General features: G+C 54.0%; 15 protein-coding genes. 8 read left to right on the plus strand and 7 right to left on the minus strand.

Going from position 1 to position 19,003, the window contains the following annotated elements; genetic code table 11:
• Positions 1-2: 2 nt before the first annotated feature.
• The 4 genes from trmH (at position 3) to C1N64_RS02765 (ending at position 6,034) form a co-directional block, all read left to right on the plus strand.
• On the plus strand, positions 3-704 hold the full coding sequence (gene trmH, locus C1N64_RS02750; RefSeq protein WP_006121342.1) for a tRNA (guanosine(18)-2'-O)-methyltransferase TrmH: 702 nt from the start codon (positions 3-5) through the stop codon (positions 702-704).
• Positions 701-2,779: an ATP-dependent DNA helicase RecG gene (recG, locus tag C1N64_RS02755; protein ID WP_394515236.1), complete on the plus strand. Its 2,079-nt coding sequence runs from the start codon at positions 701-703 to the stop codon at positions 2,777-2,779. Before trmH ends, recG begins: the two co-directional genes overlap by 4 nt.
• Before the next feature lie 83 nt (positions 2,780-2,862).
• On the plus strand, positions 2,863-4,236 hold the full coding sequence (locus tag C1N64_RS02760) for a nucleobase:cation symporter-2 family protein (RefSeq protein ID WP_394515237.1): 1,374 nt from the start codon (positions 2,863-2,865) through the stop codon (positions 4,234-4,236).
• Between the two features lie 118 nt (positions 4,237-4,354).
• Positions 4,355-6,034: an AsmA family protein gene (locus C1N64_RS02765; protein WP_172912710.1), complete on the plus strand. Its 1,680-nt coding sequence runs from the start codon at positions 4,355-4,357 to the stop codon at positions 6,032-6,034.
• 32 nt (positions 6,035-6,066) lie between these two features.
• Here C1N64_RS02765 and fabY read toward each other — a convergent pair whose 3' ends face one another.
• From fabY to typA, 5 genes are all read right to left on the minus strand, one after another.
• Entirely contained in the window at positions 6,067-7,014 is a 948-nt protein-coding gene (gene fabY, locus C1N64_RS02770) for a fatty acid biosynthesis protein FabY (protein WP_172912711.1), read from the minus strand.
• A gap of 59 nt (positions 7,015-7,073) precedes the next feature.
• Positions 7,074-7,511 (minus strand): D-aminoacyl-tRNA deacylase, encoded by a 438-nt coding sequence (gene dtd / locus C1N64_RS02775; protein WP_172912712.1) that lies wholly within the window; start codon positions 7,509-7,511, stop codon positions 7,074-7,076.
• A complete protein-coding gene (locus tag C1N64_RS02780) occupies positions 7,508-8,377 on the minus strand; it encodes a virulence factor BrkB family protein (protein ID WP_033738033.1) in 870 nt (289 codons plus the stop codon). The genes dtd and C1N64_RS02780 overlap by 4 nt, the downstream gene beginning before the upstream one ends.
• Positions 8,378-8,380: 3 nt before the next feature.
• Positions 8,381-8,977, minus strand: a complete 597-nt coding sequence (gene yihX / locus C1N64_RS02785) for a glucose-1-phosphatase (RefSeq protein WP_006121333.1) — start codon at positions 8,975-8,977, stop codon at positions 8,381-8,383.
• Positions 8,978-9,201: 224 nt separating this feature from the next.
• Positions 9,202-11,025 carry a ribosome-dependent GTPase TypA gene (typA, locus tag C1N64_RS02790; protein WP_006121332.1) on the minus strand — a complete coding sequence of 608 codons (1,824 nt, stop codon included), beginning with the start codon at positions 11,023-11,025 and terminating at the stop codon, positions 9,202-9,204.
• A gap of 432 nt (positions 11,026-11,457) precedes the next feature.
• Between typA and glnA the strand changes: the two genes are divergently transcribed.
• The 3 genes from glnA to glnG all read left to right on the plus strand — a co-directional run bounded on the left by glnA (position 11,458) and on the right by glnG (position 15,528).
• Complete coding sequence (glnA, locus tag C1N64_RS02795; RefSeq protein WP_006121331.1) at positions 11,458-12,867, plus strand: glutamate--ammonia ligase; 1,410 nt, start codon at positions 11,458-11,460, stop codon at positions 12,865-12,867.
• A 194-nt stretch (positions 12,868-13,061) separates the two neighbouring features.
• Positions 13,062-14,111 (plus strand): nitrogen regulation protein NR(II), encoded by a 1,050-nt coding sequence (gene glnL, locus C1N64_RS02800; RefSeq protein ID WP_033738029.1) that lies wholly within the window; start codon positions 13,062-13,064, stop codon positions 14,109-14,111.
• Positions 14,112-14,118: 7 nt separating this feature from the next.
• Positions 14,119-15,528, plus strand: coding sequence for a nitrogen regulation protein NR(I) (gene glnG / locus C1N64_RS02805; RefSeq protein ID WP_006121329.1), 1,410 nt, complete (start codon positions 14,119-14,121; stop codon positions 15,526-15,528).
• 36 nt (positions 15,529-15,564) lie between these two features.
• On the opposite strand, the gene hemN is transcribed toward glnG, so the two are convergent.
• A complete protein-coding gene (gene hemN / locus C1N64_RS02810) occupies positions 15,565-16,938 on the minus strand; it encodes an oxygen-independent coproporphyrinogen III oxidase (RefSeq protein WP_172912713.1) in 1,374 nt (457 codons plus the stop codon).
• Positions 16,939-17,173: 235 nt separating this feature from the next.
• Positions 17,174-17,692 (minus strand): Der GTPase-activating protein YihI, encoded by a 519-nt coding sequence (yihI, locus tag C1N64_RS02815; protein ID WP_039342410.1) that lies wholly within the window; start codon positions 17,690-17,692, stop codon positions 17,174-17,176.
• A 551-nt stretch (positions 17,693-18,243) separates the two neighbouring features.
• Here yihI and yihA point away from each other — a divergent pair.
• A complete protein-coding gene (gene yihA, locus C1N64_RS02820) occupies positions 18,244-18,879 on the plus strand; it encodes a ribosome biogenesis GTP-binding protein YihA/YsxC (protein ID WP_006121326.1) in 636 nt (211 codons plus the stop codon).
• Positions 18,880-19,003: the final 124 nt, after the last annotated feature.

A 19,003-nucleotide genomic window follows, 5' to 3' on the forward strand; every position in this document is an offset into this window, starting at 1 on the left:
GCATGAATCCTCAACGTTTTGCCCGAATTCAGGAAATGCTGGCCTTGCGCCAGCACGACCTTACCGTCTGCATGGAGCAGGTACATAAGCCGCACAATGTTTCTGCTGTCATTCGCACCGCGGATGCTGTCGGTATCCATGAAGTCCATGCCGTATGGCCAGGCCAACGCATGCGAACGCAGGCCTCAGCCTCGGCTGGCAGCAACAGTTGGGTAAACGTAGTAACGCACCGCTCAATCAGCGACGCGATTAGCCACCTCAAAACGCAAGACATGCAGATACTGGCGACGAACCTGTCGGCGGATGCTGTGGATTTTCGTGAGATTGACTACACCAAACCTACCTGCATTTTGATGGGTCAGGAAAAAACGGGCATTACCGATGAAGCCCTGGCGCTGGCCGACCACCATATCATTATCCCGATGGTGGGTATGGTCCAGTCGCTTAACGTTTCCGTTGCCTCTGCCCTGATTCTGTATGAAGCCCAGCGCCAGCGGCAGAATGCTGGCATGTACCGTCGTCAGTCCAGCCTCCTGGCAGAGAAAGAGCAACAGCGTCTGCTGTTTGAGGGCGGCTATCCCGTTCTGGCGCGCGTGGCAAAACATAAGCGGATGCCTTATCCCCATATTAACGCGCAGGGTGACATTGAAGCCGATGAGAGTTGGTGGGCCGCCATGCAGTCAACGGGCAGACGTCAGAAATGAAAGGCCGTCTGCTGGATGCCATCCCGCTCAGTACCCTGACCGGCGTCGGCGCCAGTCAGGCAGCAAAGCTGGCTAAAATCGGCCTGCACACCATTCAGGATTTACTGCTTCACCTTCCTCTGCGTTATGAAGATCGTACGCAGTTATATGCCATTAACGACCTGTTGCCTGGCATTTGGGCGACAGTGGAAGGCGAAGTCCTGCATACCGATATCACTTTTGGCCGTCGGCGCATGATGGTCTGTCAGATCGGGGATGGCAGTGGCGTTTTAACGCTGCGCTTTTTCAACTTCAATGCCGGCATGAAAAACAGCCTCGCGCCGGGCCGACGTGTCACCGCTTACGGCGAAATCAAACGCGGTCAGCGCGGCGCAGAAATCATCCATCCGGAATACCGCGTACAGGGCGAGCACAGCCATGTCACGCTGGAAGAAACGCTGACACCCGTCTATTCCACGACCGAGGGCATTCGTCAGGCAACCCTGCGCAGCCTGACCGATCAGGCTTTAACCCTGCTGGATAGCTGTGCCATCACAGAACTTTTGCCGCAGGCGTTAAGCGGCGGGCTGTTAAGCCTGCCTGAAGCCCTTCGCACGCTGCACCGCCCGCCGCCGGACCTCAAACTCAGCGAACTCGAGAGTGGGCAGCATCCCGCACAGCGCAGGCTGATTCTGGAAGAACTGCTGGCGCATAACCTCAGTATGCTGGCCGTCAGGGCCGGCGCACAGCGCCATTACGCCCTGCCGATGCCTGCCCGGCATACATTGAGTGACCGGTTACTGGCCGCCCTGCCGTTTTCCCCCACGGCAGCCCAAAAACGCGTTGTCGCAGAGATCGAAAAAGACTTAGCGAATGACTTCCCCATGCTGCGCCTGGTACAGGGAGACGTCGGTTCAGGTAAAACCCTGGTTGCCGCGCTCGCCGCGCTGAACGTTATCGCCCACGGTAAGCAGGTGGCCCTGATGGCACCTACAGAGTTACTGGCTGAACAACACGCCAATAATTTTCGCCAGTGGCTGGCACCGCTTGGCCTTGAGGTCGGCTGGCTGGCGGGCAAACAAAAGGGCAAAGCGCGACAGGCCCAGCAAGAGGCGATTGCCAGCGGGCAGGTTGCGATGGTGGTCGGCACGCATGCCCTGTTCCAGGAGCAGGTGAAGTTTAACGGGCTGGCGCTGGTCATCATTGATGAGCAACACCGCTTTGGCGTACATCAGCGACTGGCGTTATGGGAAAAAGGAGAAGAGCAGGGTTTTCATCCCCACCAGCTCATCATGACAGCGACGCCGATCCCGCGCACGCTGGCCATGACCGCCTACGCCGATCTTGATACCTCAACCATTGATGAGCTGCCGCCAGGCAGAACACCAGTGACCACCGTAGCGATCCCTGACAGTCGTCGTAATGAGATCATTGAGCGTGTGCAAAAGGCCTGTCACGAGGGCCGTCAGGCTTACTGGGTCTGTACGTTAATTGAAGAGTCAGACCTGCTGGAAGCTCAGGCTGCGGAAGCCACATGGGAAGAACTCAAAGTGGCGCTGCCTGATTTGCAGGTCGGGCTGGTTCATGGCCGTATGAAGCCAGCGGAGAAGCTGGCGGTCATGCAGGCTTTCAAAGCCAACGAAATCCAGCTGTTAGTTGCTACAACCGTCATCGAAGTCGGTGTGGACGTGCCGAACGCCAGCCTGATGATTATTGAAAATCCGGAACGACTTGGCCTGGCGCAACTGCACCAGCTACGTGGTCGCGTAGGACGCGGCGCGGTCGCCTCTCATTGTGTTCTGCTGTACAAAGCGCCGCTGAGCAAGATGGCCCAGAAGCGTTTGCAGGTGTTGCGTGACAGCAATGACGGTTTCGTGATTGCTCAGCATGATTTAGAGATTCGCGGTCCGGGGGAGCTACTGGGAACGCGCCAGACCGGTAATGCGGAGTTTAAAGTTGCCGATCTGCTGCGCGATCAGGCCATGATCCCTGAAGTCCAGCGCGTCGCTCGTCATATTCACGAACATTATCCTGAGCAGGCGCAGGCGCTGATTGAGCGTTGGCTGCCCGAAACCGGCCGCTACAGCAACGCCTGACCTTTTTTTGCAACCGTGAGCAAACGTTTGCTTTTGATCCGGGGACGATTACAATCGCCTCACTTTTTTTGGGAACCATGACGATGTCGACCACACAGCAACCAGCCCCCACCACCGCCAGTAAAAGTGAACTGATCTATCGCCTGGAAGATCGTCCACCGCTAACACAAACCTTGTTTGCAGCCGGACAACATCTTCTGGCGATGTTTGTTGCGGTGATCACGCCCGCGCTGCTCATCTGCCAGGCGCTCGGTTTACCGGCGCAGGATACACAGCACATTATCAGCATGTCCCTGTTCGCGTCCGGTGTGGCATCGGTACTGCAAATCAAAACCTGGGGACCGATCGGTTCAGGGTTACTCTCCATTCAGGGCACCAGCTTTAACTTTGTCACACCGCTGATTATGGGGGGAATGGCGCTGAAAAATGGCGGCGCGGACGTACCCACAATGATGGCGGCGCTGTTTGGTACATTGATGGTAGCCTCCTGTACGGAAATGGTGCTGTCGCGCGTGCTGCATCTGGCACGCCGCATCATCACGCCGTTAGTCTCAGGTATTGTGGTGATGATTATCGGCTTATCCCTGATTCAGGTCGGCCTTACCTCTATCGGCGGCGGGTTTGCTGCGATGAACGATCACAGCTTCGGCGCGCCGAAAAATCTGCTGTTAGCCGGTGCCGTGCTGGTGGTGATTATCCTGCTGAATCGCCAGAAAAACCCCTATCTGCGCGTTGCGTCGCTGGTGATTGCGATGGCGGTAGGCTACCTGCTGGCCTGGGCAATGGGCATGCTACCCACCATCAGCACGCCTGCCGGACAGCCGATCGTGGCGTTCCCCACTCCGCTCTATTACGGCCTGGGATTTGACTGGAATCTGCTGATCCCGCTGATGCTGGTCTTTATGGTGACCTCGCTGGAAACCATTGGGGACATCACCGCCACTTCGGATGTCTCTGAACAGCCGGTCAGCGGCCCGTTATACATGAAGCGCCTGAAAGGCGGTGTGCTGGCAAACGGCCTGAACTCTTTTGTATCTGCCCTGTTTAATACCTTTCCTAACTCCTGCTTTGGTCAGAATAATGGCGTGATTCAGCTGACTGGCGTTGCCAGCCGCTACGTGGGATTTGTTGTCGCGCTGATGCTGATCCTGCTGGGACTGTTCCCGGCAGTGAGCGGACTGGTACAGCACATTCCTGAGCCCGTGCTGGGCGGCGCTACGATTGTGATGTTTGGCACAATCGCCGCATCCGGTGTCCGTATCGTTTCCCGGGAGCCGCTGAATCGCCGGGCTATCATGATTATCGCGCTGTCGCTGGCAGCAGGACTCGGTGTTTCCCAGCAGCCCCTGATTCTGCAATTTGCACCCGACTGGCTGAAAACGTTACTCTCTTCCGGTATCGCTGCGGGTGGGATTACCGCGATTGTGCTGAATCTTATCTTCCCACCCGAAAAGTAACGTTCAAGGCAGGCGGCAACCCGCCTGCTATTTCGGCTGATTTACATCCAGGCGGTTGAGCTATAACGATAATTCAGGCATAACAACCTTTCAGCGGACTGAACCCGGGAAGGATACGATGAAATTTATAGGAAAGTTTTTCCTCACCTTATTGTTACTGCTGCTGTTTGCGCTGATCGTCGTCTATGTTCTGCTGCAAACTCAGTGGGGCGCGGGCTGGTTTAGCCGTTGGGTGAGTGATAAAACAGAATGGCATCTGTCGCTGAGCAAAATTGAGCACAATTTTTCTTCACCTACGCACATTATTCTGGATGACTTCAGCTTTGGTCATGACGGCCAGCCTGCCGTACTGGTGGCCAAACGCGTCGACCTTGGCATCGCCCTGTTACAGTTCAGCGATCCGTTTCATTTTGCCAGCATAGAATTACGCGACGGCGAGGTAAACCTTGCTAACCTGGCGAACAAAAGCGCACTGCCCATGCAGGCAAACCGCCTGCAGTTAAACAACATGCGCATCGACAGCCCTGCCTCAGCGCTACCGCTGGCGGCACAGCAGGTGAATGGCGGCATTGTGCCCTGGCATCCGCAGGCCGGTGATTTGCTGGGTCGTGATGCGCAGTTCCAGATGAGCGCGGCCAGGATGACGCTCAACAGCGTTGACGGTGAAAACGTGCTGATTCAGGGTAATGTGTCCCAGGGCCGCATGGTATTTAGCAACATTGGGGCGGACTTAGTACGCGGTTCAATGACCGGTAACGGTGAGCGCGACGCGCAGGGTAACTGGAAGATTAATCAACTGCGTCTGAACGATATCCGTCTGCAAACGGCGCATACGCTTGTCGATTTCCTGAAACCGTTTGAAGAAGTACCCTCAGTTACGCTCAACCGGGTTGATATTACCGATGCCCGGCTCCAGGGCCCTGACTGGGCGGTGACCGATCTCGATCTGACGCTGAAAAATCTGAGCTGGAAGGGCCGGGACTGGCAGAGCCAGGACGGATCGCTGGCCATGAATGCCGGTAACTTTATTAACGGGCGCTTCGAACTTAACGATCCCATCATCAACATGGATTTCTCGCCTCAGGGGATTGCCCTGACGCAGTTCAGCTCGCGCTGGGCCAATGGCGTTATCCGGGCTGACGGCAACTGGTCACGTCAGGATAAACGGTTAACGCTGAATAATCTGGCGGTGGCCGGGCTGGAATATACCTTGCCTCAGAACTGGCGGGCGTTATGGCAGGATGCCCTGCCTGACTGGCTGGATGCCGTAACCGTGACGCGCTTTACCTCGAACCGCAATTTACTGATCGATATTAATCCGGCCTTCCCTTTCCAGCTCACTTCACTGGATGGCAGCGGCGAAAATCTGCAGCTGGCCCGTCAGCATCAATGGGGAATCTGGTCAGGTAAGCTGAGTCTGAACGCGGCGGAGTCGACCTTCAATCGTACGGATTTACGTCATCCTTCTGTCGCACTGGAGGCTGACGAACAACAAATTAAGGTAACAGAGCTCAGTGCGTTTAGTGGTAAAGGGTTGCTGGAAGGCACGGCGACCATAGGGCAGCAGGCTGATCGACCTGTCAACCTGAACCTGACGGGACGCGGCGTGCCCGTTAATGTTCTGCAAAACTGGGGCTGGCCGGCGCTTCCCTTGCAGGGCGACAGCAATTTGCAGCTGCGCCTGAACGCCTCACTGAAAGCGAATCAGCCGCTGGCCCCGTCGGTTAACGCGACACTGTCCGTAACCACAGACAGCCAGCAGCTACAGCAGAGCATGCAGGCCGGACAGGTCCGCTAACGCACACAGGGCCGCAATAGCGGCCCTGTGATTTAATTGATACGCGCGCCGGAGCCGCCCTCTTCCAGTGGTCCGTCGGGATCCACCGGCAACACGATGTAAACCGCTTCAAATACCGCGCCACACTCATCATCGCCAAACAGCTGCACTTCAAGCTGAACACGGGCTTTGCGTCCGCGCGCCAGTCGATCAAGATCGCCACTCAGTGAGCCAAGATCGGCAATAGCACCGGGTTTACCGGTAATCGGACGACTGTAGCGTATGTGCGCGTCGGCCAGAATAATGGTGCCGCCCAGATGGCGCTCCCGCAGTAACAGCCAGATCAGCCCCCAGCCGGTGAGCGTAGCCAGTGAAAACAGGCTTCCGGCAAACAACGTATGGTGCGGATTTTGGTTGCCGGTTTCCGGCATGGTGGTAATAAACTTCTGCCCGGTATATTGCAGGATGCGCACGCCCATTTTTTCACTCAGAGGAATGTGCTCATACCAGGCCTGTTGTAACTGCCCGCACCAGTCCGCACGGTGCAGAATATCGTCCAGTGTGACAACCGGCTTGATCATCAGAAAGTGGCGCACCGGCGTCGTCTGCGGTGCGGTAATCTCGCCCTGATTCAGGTAGCCAAGTTTAGCGAAGAACGCCACCGCATCTTCTCGTGCGCTACAGGTCACGCGCTTCACACCTTCCTGACGCGCAACGGACTCCAGCGTCATCGCCACCAGCGTGCCGAGGCCTTTGCCCTGTACGGTGGGATGAACGGCCAAAAAACGGATAGCCGCTTCGTTATCAGCATTGATATAGAGCCGTCCTACCGCAACCGGATTGCCCTGTTCATCCACCACCATTTGATGATGCGCTAATGCATCCCAGGCATCGCGTTCAGAACCCTGAGGCTGATGCAGCGGCTTTCGTAACATTTCCCAGCGGAACTGATAATACATATCCAGCTCTTCCGCCGTTTGTGGCACACGAAGATGATACATAAAATGGTTCTCTCGTTCTGAGGCGGGGTTGCCGAGGCTAAGCCGTGCGAAATGAGGCGTCATACCTGTAACCAGAACGTCACCGGACCGTCGTTGACCAGAGCAACCTGCATATCGGCAGCAAAACGGCCATTGGCGGTCGTGACATCATGACGGCGACAACACGCGCTGAAATACTCATATAACCGCTCCGCTTCCTGCGGCGCGGCGCCACCGGAAAAAGAGGGCCGCATGCCCTTTTGCGTATCGGCAGCCAGGGTGAACTGTGATACCACCAGCACGCTTCCGCCAGCCTGTTTGACGTTCAGGTTCATTTTGCCCTGTTCATCGCTAAAAATACGGTAGCCCAGTACGCGCTCCGCCAGTCGTTCAGCGCGCTTTTCGTCATCACCTTTTTCAACGCCTAACAGAATTAATAATCCCTGCCCGATCTCACCCACGACCGCATGCTCAATGCTGACGCTGGCACGCTGAACGCGTTGAATTAAAGCAATCATCCGTCCTCTCGTTCTTTTTCTCTTTCCTGCCGTTTGAACTGGCGATAGTCATCTAAGGTAACCGTAATTTCGGCACCGAGCAAAACGATGCACCAGGTCCAGTACACCCACAGGAAAAGAATGGGGATCACCGCCAGCACGCCATAGATTAACTGATACGTCGGGAACATCGTAACATACAGCGCAAACCCCTTTTTCCCCAGTTCAAACAGTAACCCGGCGACCAGCGCCCCCGTCAGCGCATCGCGAGAAGGCACCCGCTGCGTCGGGACAATACTGTACAGCAACCAAAATGACAGCCACGACAGAAGCAAGGGAAAGAAACGCAGCGTCTGATCGACCAGGCTGGTCACCCCCGTCACGTTTATCCATTTCAGCGACAGCAGGTAAGAGCTGATGGCTAAACTGGCACCAGCCAGCAACGGCCCAAGCGTCAATATCATCCAGTAGACGGCAAAGGAATAGACCAGCGGGCGCTTTTTATGACTGCGCCAGATAGCATTCAGAGCCGAATCGACAGAATGCATCAACAGCAGCGCCGTGACAATCAGCCCCACGGCGCCCACGGCGGTCATGCGGTGCACGTTAGCCACAAACTGCTCAAGGTAACGCTGCAACGTGTTCCCCGCAGCAGGCATAAAGTTGGCAAAAATAAAGTTTTTAAGCTGGACGCTGATATCAGAAAACACAGGAAACGCGGCAAACAGCGCAAAAACTACGGCGATCAGCGGCACCAGCGCCAGTAGCGACACAAAGGCCAGGTTGCCCGCCTGTGTCGTCATGGCATCATTATCAATGCGCTTCCAGAGCAGCTTAAGCCACAGCCAGAAGGCATGAAACCTGGGGCGAAAACGATGTAACTTCATGGCTTAAGGCTGACCCGCGAACCAGTCGGGCACGGTTTTACTGTCGGTCACCAGCACGCTGGTAATGCCTAATGCGCGCGCACCTTCAATATTGGCGGCATTGTCGTCGAAGAAGACGGCCTGATCGGCACTGAATCCTTCCGCATCCAGTACGTGCTGATAAATGCGGGCTTCAGGTTTACGCATGCCCAGTTCCTGGGACAGATAAATCTTGTCAGCCGCCTGCTGCACATCAGGATACTGGGTCGGCCAGAAGGTGCAATGCAGTGCATTGGTATTCGACAATATCACCACCCGATGTCCCGCCTGGCGTAGCTGATTCATCAGCGCCAGCGTATCCGGACGCACCCCCACAAAGATAGCCTGCCAGCCCGCAGCAAACTGTTCATAGCTCAGCGCAATCTCCAGTTTTTCACATAAGGCTTCTGCAAAGGCTTCATCGCTGATTTCACCGCGCTCATGCTGCTCAAAAGCCGCATCCATTTGAAAATGACTTTGAAGCGATGCCAGCGGTACGCGGCTGAGGTCACTCCAGACGCCCAACACGCGGTTAAAGTCGATATCGATAATCACATTGCCCAAATCAAAGATATACAGCATGGTGCCTCCTTTGGTTCCCTGGATCATTCACTCTAGCGGTAAAAGTGCGGCCTGAACAGGCGGCCCGGACGAGAAAATTACACACTTTAAATTAAGGTACGACAGGACAAAGTGGGAAGGGGACAAAGAAGAAGTTACAGGCTGGTTTAGACTGGATTTAACTGAACTGGTAAAAACCCCGGACAAAAAAAGCCCCGTTAAAACGGGGCGTTATTATTACGCGATTAGGCGTCTTTACCGCCGCGTGAAGCACGCTTACGGTCGTTCTCAGTCAGGTGACGTTTACGGATACGCACTGACAGAGGCGTAACTTCGACCAGTTCGTCATCATCAATGAACTCGATTGCCTGTTCCAGCGTCATTTTCTGCGGTGGAACCAGTGTGGTGGCTTCGTCAGTACCGGAAGCACGCATGTTAGTCAGTTTCTTACCGGTCAGGCAGTTCACGGTCAGGTCGTTAGAACGGCTGTGAATACCGATGATCTGGCCTTCATAAACTTCCGCGCCATGGCCCAGGAACAGCTTACCGCGATCCTGCAGACCGAACAGGGCGAACGCTACCGCTTTACCCTGGCCGTTAGAGATCAGAACGCCGTTCTGACGCTGACCCACTTCGCCCGGACGAATATCGTCGTAGTGGCTGAAGGTGGAGTACAGCAGACCCGTACCTGATGTCATGGTCATAAATTCGTTACGGAAACCGATCAGACCACGGCTTGGGATGACGTAGTCAAGACGTACGCGGCCTTTGCCATCTGGATCCATATTTTTCAGGTCGCCTTTACGCTCGCCCATGGCCTGCATAACGGAACCCTGATGCGTTTCTTCGATATCCAGCGTCACGTTCTCGAATGGCTCTTGTTTACGGCCTTCGAATTCGCGGAAGATAACTTTCGGACGGGATACCGCCAGTTCGAAACCTTCACGACGCATGTTCTCGATCAGTACAGACAGATGCAGCTCACCACGGCCCGATACGCGGAACGCGTCAGCATCTTCGGTCTCTTCCACACGCAGTGCCACGTTGTGAACCAGTTCTTTGTTCAGACGCTCAAGGATCTGACGTGAGGTCACGTACTTACCTTCTTTACCGCAGAACGGTGAGGTGTTGACGTTGAAGAACATGGTTACCGTTGGCTCATCCACGCTCAGGGCTGGCAGCGCCTGCACATTCTGCGGATCGCAAATGGTGTCAGAAATGTTCAGTTCACCCAGACCGGTGATCGCAATGATGTCGCCCGCTTCTGCCAGGTCGCTGTCAATACGCTCCAGCCCCAGGTGAGTCAGCACTTTACCCACTTTACCGTTACGGGTTTTGCCTTCGCTGTCTACGATGGTGACTTGCTGGTTAGGCTTCACTTTACCGCGCTTGATGCGGCCGATACCGATCACGCCCAGATAGTTGTTGTAGTCCAGCTGAGAGATTTGCATCTGCAGCGGCGCTTCGACTTCAACCTGTGGAGGTGAAACGTGGTCAACGATTGCCTGATACAGCGGGGTCATATCGTCAGCCATGTCGGTGTGATCCAGACCGGCAATACCATTCAGCGCAGAGGCGAAAATGATAGGGAAATCGAGCTGCTCGTCCGTTGCATCCAGGTTAACGAACAGGTCAAACACCTGATCAACAACCCAGTCAGGACGTGCGCCAGGGCGGTCAACTTTGTTGATAACCACAATCGGCTTCAAACCATGCGCGAACGCTTTTTTGGTAACGAAGCGGGTTTGCGGCATAGGGCCATCCATCGCATCTACAACCAACAGTACCGAATCCACCATAGACATTACGCGTTCAACTTCACCACCGAAGTCGGCGTGTCCTGGGGTATCAACGATGTTGATACGGTAGTCGTTCCATTTAATGGCGGTATTTTTTGCGAGGATGGTAATCCCACGCTCTTTCTCCAAATCATTGGAGTCCATCACGCGCTCGGTGGCTTCAGTACGGGCATCAAAAGTACCAGACTGTTGCAGCAGTTTATCAACCAGGGTGGTCTTTCCATGGTCAACGTGCGCGATGATGGCGATGTTACGCAAATTTTCGATCACAGCTTTTTTGCCTCAGGCATTAGAAATAACGCGGTATTGTACACGGATTAAGCGGGAGACTGAACACGATCACACTTTTCACTGAAAGTTTATTGCATTGTCGCAAAATCGCACTAATAGCCGTGCAAAAATTGCACTGCAATGATGTTTTGCACCACAATGGTGCTCATTTTCAACGCCAATGCACATAAAAAGTGCAGTGCAACTATCATGGTGCACGTCTTTTATGACAAAAAGGTGCATGACAGCGCGATTTTGTGCAAAGAAATAAAGTTGGCACAGAATTCGCTTTGTATTATCCAGATGAAAACGACGTAAGACAACGGTTGCAGAGCTGGTCGGGATCAGACTGAGGTATGGCTGACACATGTCGCACATTTCCTCACCCGGTTCTCACCATGTAGACAATGACCATTTCCAGGAGAGTTGAGTATGTCCGCTGAACACGTTCTCTCGATGATGAACGAGCACGAAGTTAAGTTTGTTGACCTGCGTTTTACCGATACCAAAGGTAAAGAACAGCACGTTACTATTCCGGCTCACCAGGTTAACGCTGACTTCTTCGAAGAAGGCAAAATGTTCGATGGCTCTTCCATCGGCGGCTGGAAAGGCATTAACGAATCAGACATGGTACTGATGCCGGATGCAACCACGGCAGTTATGGATCCGTTCTTTGAAGATTCAACACTGATCATTCGCTGTGACATCCTTGAGCCTGGCACCATGCAAGGCTATGACCGCGATCCACGCTCTATCGCAAAGCGCGCTGAAGACTATCTGCGTTCTTCAGGCATCGCTGATACCGTTCTGTTTGGACCCGAGCCAGAATTCTTCCTGTTCGACGATATCCGTTTTGGTTCGTCAACCTCTGGTTCACACGTCGCTATCGATGATATCGAAGCGGCCTGGAACACCGGCAAAGAATACGAAGGCGGTAACAAAGGTCACCGTCCAGGTCTGAAAGGCGGCTACTTCCCGGTTCCACCGGTCGATTCATCACAGGACATCCGTTCTGCTATGTGTCTGACAATGGAGCAAATGGGTCTGGTTGTTGAAGCTCATCACCACGAAGTTGCGACAGCGGGTCAGAACGAAGTGGCAACCCGCTTCAATACCATGACCAAAAAAGCTGACGAAATTCAGATCTACAAATATGTTGTGCACAACGTGGCGCATGCTTACGGCAAAACGGCAACCTTTATGCCGAAGCCAATGTTTGGTGACAACGGTTCAGGTATGCACTGCCACATGTCTCTGTCTAAAGGCGGACAAAACCTGTTCTCTGGTGACAAATACGGCGGCCTGTCTGAAACCGCGCTGTTCTACATCGGCGGTATCATCAAGCACGCAAAAGCAATCAACGCCCTGGCCAACCCAACCACCAACTCTTACAAGCGTCTGGTTCCGGGTTATGAAGCACCGGTTATGCTGGCTTACTCTGCCCGTAACCGTTCTGCATCAATCCGTATCCCGGTTGTTGCCAGCCCGAAAGCACGTCGTATTGAAGCGCGCTTCCCGGACCCAGCGGCTAACCCGTACCTGGCGTTTACTGCACTGCTGATGGCTGGCCTGGATGGCATCATCAACAAAATCCATCCTGGTGATGCGATGGATAAAAACCTGTATGACCTGCCACCGGAAGAAGAAGCTGAGATTCCAAAAGTTGCAGGTTCACTGGAAGAAGCGCTGAATGCACTGAACGAAGACCGCGAGTTCCTGACCCGTGGCGGCGTCTTCACTGACGACGCGATCGATGCTTACATCGAGCTGCGTAAATCAGAGAACGACCGTGTGCGCATGACGCCACATCCGGTTGAGTTCGAACTGTACTACAGCGTCTAATTTCAGAGTCAGCAAAATGGGTGCCGCATTGAAAGATTGCAATTGCGGCACGCTTAACCTGAAACGTTTTTTTGTTGCCGTGGAAACTTTAGCCCATCTTCGGATGGGCTTTTTTCTCCGCGAATTCATCGTTCATTCGCTTTAATTCCGGCTTAAAGACTACAATGCACTAAATTAGTGCAGAGGAACGCTGTATGGCAACTGCCTCCCTGCCCGACGCCGGGCAGATTCTCAATACCTTAATCAACAGTATTTTGTTGGTGGATACCGATTTGGCGATCCATTATGCCAACCCGGCGGCACAGCAATTACTGGCGCAAAGCTCACGTAAATTGTTCGGCACGCCGTTACCTGAATTAACCGGCTACTTTTCGCTGAATGTCGAGGTCATGCGCGAGAGTCTTGAGGCGGGCCAGGGCTTTACTGACAGCGAAGTTACTCTGGTCGTGGATGGCCGGGCGCACATTATGTCGCTCACGGCACAGCGCCTGCCTGATGGGTTGATTCTGCTGGAAATGGCACCGATGGATAATCAGCGTCGCCTGAGTCAGGAACAGCTGCAGCATGCTCAGCAGGTGGCCGCACGCGATCTGGTCCGCGGGCTGGCCCATGAGATTAAAAATCCGCTAGGTGGATTGCGCGGCGCGGCGCAGCTTTTGTCACGCGCCCTGCCGGACCCTGCCCTGAATGAATATACCAAAGTCATTATTGAACAGGCAGATCGCCTGCGAAATCTGGTCGATCGCTTACTGGGGCCGCAACAGCCCGGTATGCATATTACCCAGAGTATTCATCAGGTAGCGGAACGTGTCGTTAACCTGGTTTCGATGGAGTTGCCAGAAAATGTATCGCTGGTTCGCGATTACGATCCCAGCCTGCCGGAATTACCGCACGATCCCGATCAGATTGAGCAGGTATTGCTGAACGTCGTGCGCAATGCGCTGCAGGCGTTAGGCGAAGACGGCGGCACAATCGTGATTCGAACCCGTACAGCCTTCCAGTTAACACTGCATGGCACACGTTATCGTCTGGTTGCCCGCATTGATATCGAAGATGACGGCCCCGGTATTCCAGCCCAGCTACAGGATACGCTGTTCTATCCAATGGTAAGCGGACGGGAAGGCGGTACCGGCTTAGGCCTTTCTATTGCCCGTAGCCTGATTGATCAGCATTCGGGAAAAATTGAGTTCAACAGTTGGCCGGGTCATACCGAGTTTTCGGTTTACCTGCCTATTCGCCAGTGAGGTTTCTATGCAACGAGGGATAGTCTGGATCGTCGATGACGATAGCTCCATCCGCTGGGTGCTTGAACGCGCGCTCACTGGAGCCGGTTTAAGCTGTGCCACTTTTGACAGCGCGAACGACGTGCTCAATGCACTCGCAACAAAAACCCCGGACGTTTTATTGTCTGATATCCGTATGCCGGGTATGGACGGGCTGGCTCTGCTAAAACAAATCAAACAGCGCCATCCCATGCTTCCGGTTATCATCATGACAGCGCATTCCGACCTGGATGCCGCGGTAAGCGCCTATCAGCAAGGCGCGTTCGATTACCTGCCCAAACCGTTCGATATCGACGAAGCGGTCGCGCTGGTTGAACGTGCCATCAGTCACTATCAGGAGCAACAGCAGCCACGTAATCAACCGGTAAGCGGCCCCACCACCGATATTATCGGTGAAGCGCCCGCCATGCAGGACGTGTTCCGTATTATCGGCCGTCTCTCCCGTTCGTCGATTAGCGTGCTGATCAACGGGGAATCGGGTACAGGTAAAGAGTTGGTAGCGCACGCACTGCACCGCCACAGTCCTCGCAGTAAAGCGCCGTTTATTGCCCTCAACATGGCGGCGATCCCTAAGGATTTAATTGAGTCGGAACTGTTTGGCCATGAAAAAGGGGCCTTTACCGGTGCGAATCAGATTCGTCAGGGACGTTTTGAACAGGCCGACGGCGGGACGCTGTTTTTAGATGAAATTGGTGATATGCCGCTGGATGTTCAGACGCGCCTGCTGCGCGTACTGGCAGACGGGCAGTTTTACCGCGTCGGTGGCTATGCACCGGTCAAAGTGGACGTGCGCATCATTGCCGCTACGCACCAGAACCTTGAACTGCGGGTACAGGAAGGCAAGTTCCGTGAAGACTTGTTTCACCGCCTGAATGTCATCCGCGTGCATTTGCCGCCGCTGCGTGAGCGTCGTGAAGATATCCCCCGTCTGGCCCGTTATTTCCTGCAGGTGGCCGCACGCGAGCTTGGTGTGGAAGCCAAGATCCTGCATGCGGAGACCGAGACCGCGCTGACCCGTTTGCACTGGTCGGGTAACGTGCGTCAGCTGGAGAATACCTGCCGTTGGTTAACGGTGATGGCCGCCGGTCAGGAAGTGCTGATTCAGGATTTACCACCGGAGCTATTCGAATCCAGTACGCCGGAAAGCCCCACGCAGTCGCTTCCCGACAGCTGGGCAACCCTGCTGGCACAATGGGCCGATCGTGCCTTGCGTTCCGGTCATCAAAACCTGCTGTCAGAAGCACAGCCGGAAATGGAACGCACGCTTCTGACGACTGCACTGCGCCACACGCAGGGTCACAAACAGGAAGCCGCGCGTTTGCTGGGTTGGGGAAGGAATACGCTGACGCGTAAGCTGAAAGAGCTGGGCATGGAATAAGCGATTCCGCCGGAACAGCCTGTGCTGTTCCGGCGGTTAAATCACACGCGAATAGGGCTGTGTTTGCGTCTTTTGTCGCAGATAAGCATCAAAACACATACAAATATGGCGAATCAGCAGTCGTCCTGTTCCTGTCACTTTCAGGCCTGTCGCGTTTTGCACCACCAGCCCATCCGCAATCAGCGGTTTTAACCGCGCCAGCTCTTCGGCAAAATAGCTGTCGAAGGTGATATTCCACTGCGTTTCTGTCGCGCTGAAATCGAGCGCAAAGTTGCAGATAAGCGTTTTGATCACATCGCGGCGCAGGCAATCGTCCTGACTGAGCGTGAATCCCCGCCACAAGGCATGGCCCTGTTTTTCAACCTGGCTGTACCAGTCATTCAGGCTTTTCTGGTTTTGCGCGTAGCGGTCGCCGATCATGCTAATGGCGGAGACGCCCAGACCGAGTAAATCGCAGTCGCCCTGGGTGGTATAACCCTGAAAATTGCGGTGCAGGTTCCCCTCGCGCTGAGCCACCGCCAGCTCGTCCTGCGGTTTAGCAAAGTGGTCCATACCGATGAACTGGTAGCCATGCCGGGTCAGCGTTGTAATGCTCTGCTGCAGGATGGCCAGCTTCTGTTGCGCCGAGGGCAGTTCATTTTCTTTAATTTTTCGCTGTGCGGCAAAGAGTGACGGAAGATGCGCATAGTTAAAAACGCTCAGCCGATCGGGATCCAGCGCGATAACCCGCTGCAGTGTAAAAGCAAAGCTTTCCGGCGTTTGCAGCGGCAGACCGTAAATCAGGTCGATGCTGGTTGAACGAAACCCCTGCTCACGTGCCCGTGCCATCAGGGCAAAAATCACGTCCTCATCCTGCACCCGATTAACTCGTTCCTGCACCGCCTTGTTAAAGTCCTGTACGCCCATGCTCAGGCGATTAAAACCGCACGTCCGGAGATGATCGATCATCTCCAGTTCAATTTCACGCGGATCGACCTCGATCGACATCTCCGCGTCATCCTCGAAGGTGAAATGCTGTTTCAGCAGCGCCACCAGCCGGCTAACCTGCTGCTTATTCAAAAATGTTGGCGTGCCGCCGCCCCAGTGCAGTTGAGTGACGCGACGATCACGAAACAGTGGCGCGCGGGCGACAATCTCCCGTTCCAGCGCGTTCAGATAGCGGTCGGCTTTATGTAAGTGACGCGTGACAACCTTATTGCAGCCACAGAAATAGCACAGGCGATGACAGAACGGGATATGAACATAGAGCGACAGCGCGCGTTGCGGATAACGTTCAGTGGCACGGTGAAAATCAGCGTCTGTAAAGGTCTCGCTGAACGCTAGCGCGGTGGGATAAGAGGTATAGCGCGGACCCGCCGCATTGTATTTTTCAATTAATGCCTGGTCCCAGTCGATTTGTGTCGCTGACATGCTGACTCCTTCCGTTTACCTCGCTGTGGGAAAGGCCGCGATGCAGAAGGAAAGAGAGGAGTGCGGGAGGAAACCCGCCGTAAACGCTGCTTCAGACGCGACAGTCGTTGTAGTTTAAACAATAACCACAGGAGATAACATGTCATCAAAAGCACGAAAATTGATCCAGGCCAAAACATTGTCGTTTACCTGTTAATCCAGGCATGCGCATTTACGCATGCCGATCAAAGACGGCTTAATTCCCTTTAAGCAGGCGGTACATATCTTCTTCCGCCTCCGGATCGTCTTCCTCGTCCATCGCGATGCCGAGCTGTTCCATCAGTTCATCAATGCGATCCAGCGTGACATCAAGCCAGCCCTGATCCTCAGATGACAGCGTTTCGCCTTTCTCAAGGCGGTCCAGTAGCGCATCAAGACGCTCGCTGTTCTCTAACTGCGCCAGCTCTTCTTCCGGTGTCAGCACCACTTTCTGCTTCGCCGGTTTTGCCGTCACTTTTTTGGTTTTTGCGGGTGCAGCGTTGTCGTCAACGATTAACGACACCGGCTTTTTACTGCCGATACGCGGATCTTTTGCCGGGGCCGCTTGCTTACCGTTGCTGCTCTGCGCTTGCGGGTTAGCACGGCTGCCTGACGCATGGCCACGATGCTTTTTATCGCGTTTACGATCGCGCGCTTCGTTATTGATCTCTTCACGCGATTTACGTTTTGCTTTGGCGACAGGCTTGCCCTTCGCCGCGCTTGCAGGTTGCTTCATAATCTTGGGTTCCGGTGTTTTTTATTCAGTATAGAATTGCGGCGAAATCTAGCAGAAACCAGACAAAGAAAAAAGGCGACAGCTCAAGCTGTCGCCTTATTTCATACCTTCGGCAGAAGGAATCATGTTTCAAATCCGTTTCGGCTCACAACATCCCGGTTAATCCTGCGCCTGCTCAACTCCGGAGCTCATCCTTTTCCTTTTCTGGTCCGCAATCCCTGACCATTTCCTTTCCTGTCGCTCTTCGTTATCCCAACGTTCCTGAGCGCATCATCCTGATGAATGCTGTCCTGCACTGCTGAATAATGTAGACCAATTGGTAAAAGGCTCAAGTAATACTTGTATGGTGTTTGAGCGAAAAACCTGTACTTTAGTATAATGCACTGAATTTTAATCATTTATTTTTTTAATTTTTTAATTAAAAAGCGACATAACTTGCAAGATTTATGGCAAATGTCTTACAGCGAGCCCTGAACAATGGTATTGAGCACTTTCCCGCCATAATGCGTATAATCAGCGCCATTGCCCTAATGCGTTTCTGGAGTACTACCTTGTCTGAACTGAATTACCATGTCACCCGCTTCATCCTTAGCGCGCCTGATATCCGCCATTTACCTTCTGATACCGGCATTGAAGTGGCGTTCGCTGGCCGTTCTAATGCGGGGAAATCCAGCGCTTTAAACACGTTAACCAACCAAAAAAGCCTGGCGCGTACCAGTAAAACGCCCGGTCGTACGCAGTTGATTAACCTGTTTGAGGTGGCCGAAGGTAAGCGCCTCGTCGATCTACCCGGTTATGGCTATGCCGAAGTACCGGAAGAGATGAAACTCAAGTGGCAGCGGGCACTGGGAGAATATCTGCAAAAACGCCAGGCATTAAAAGGCCTGGTGGTACTGATGGATATTCGTCACCCTCTTAAAGATTTGGATCAGCAAATGATTCAGTGGGCCGTTGACAGCGGTATTCCTGTTTTGCTGCTGCTGACGAAAGCCGACAAGCTCGCATCTGGCGCACGTAAGGCCCAGCTTAATATGGTGAAGGAAGCCTCGCTGGCTTTCATGGGAGATGTGCAGGTGGAGGTGTTCTCATCGCTGAAAAAGATTGGCGTTGATAAAGTGCGCCACAAGCTGAATAGCTGGTTTAGTGAACTGGAACCCGCAGTGGACGATCAGGACAGTGACGCGTAAGGCCGGGCAAAAAGCCCAATAAAAAACGCCCCAGTCACAGAATGACTGGGGCGGCTAAATTCAGCCAAATCCGATTACGTGAAGTAAAAGGTCTGAAAGATAGAACATCTTACCTCTGTACCCT

The organism is Pantoea sp. SGAir0215 (genome assembly GCF_043543215.1).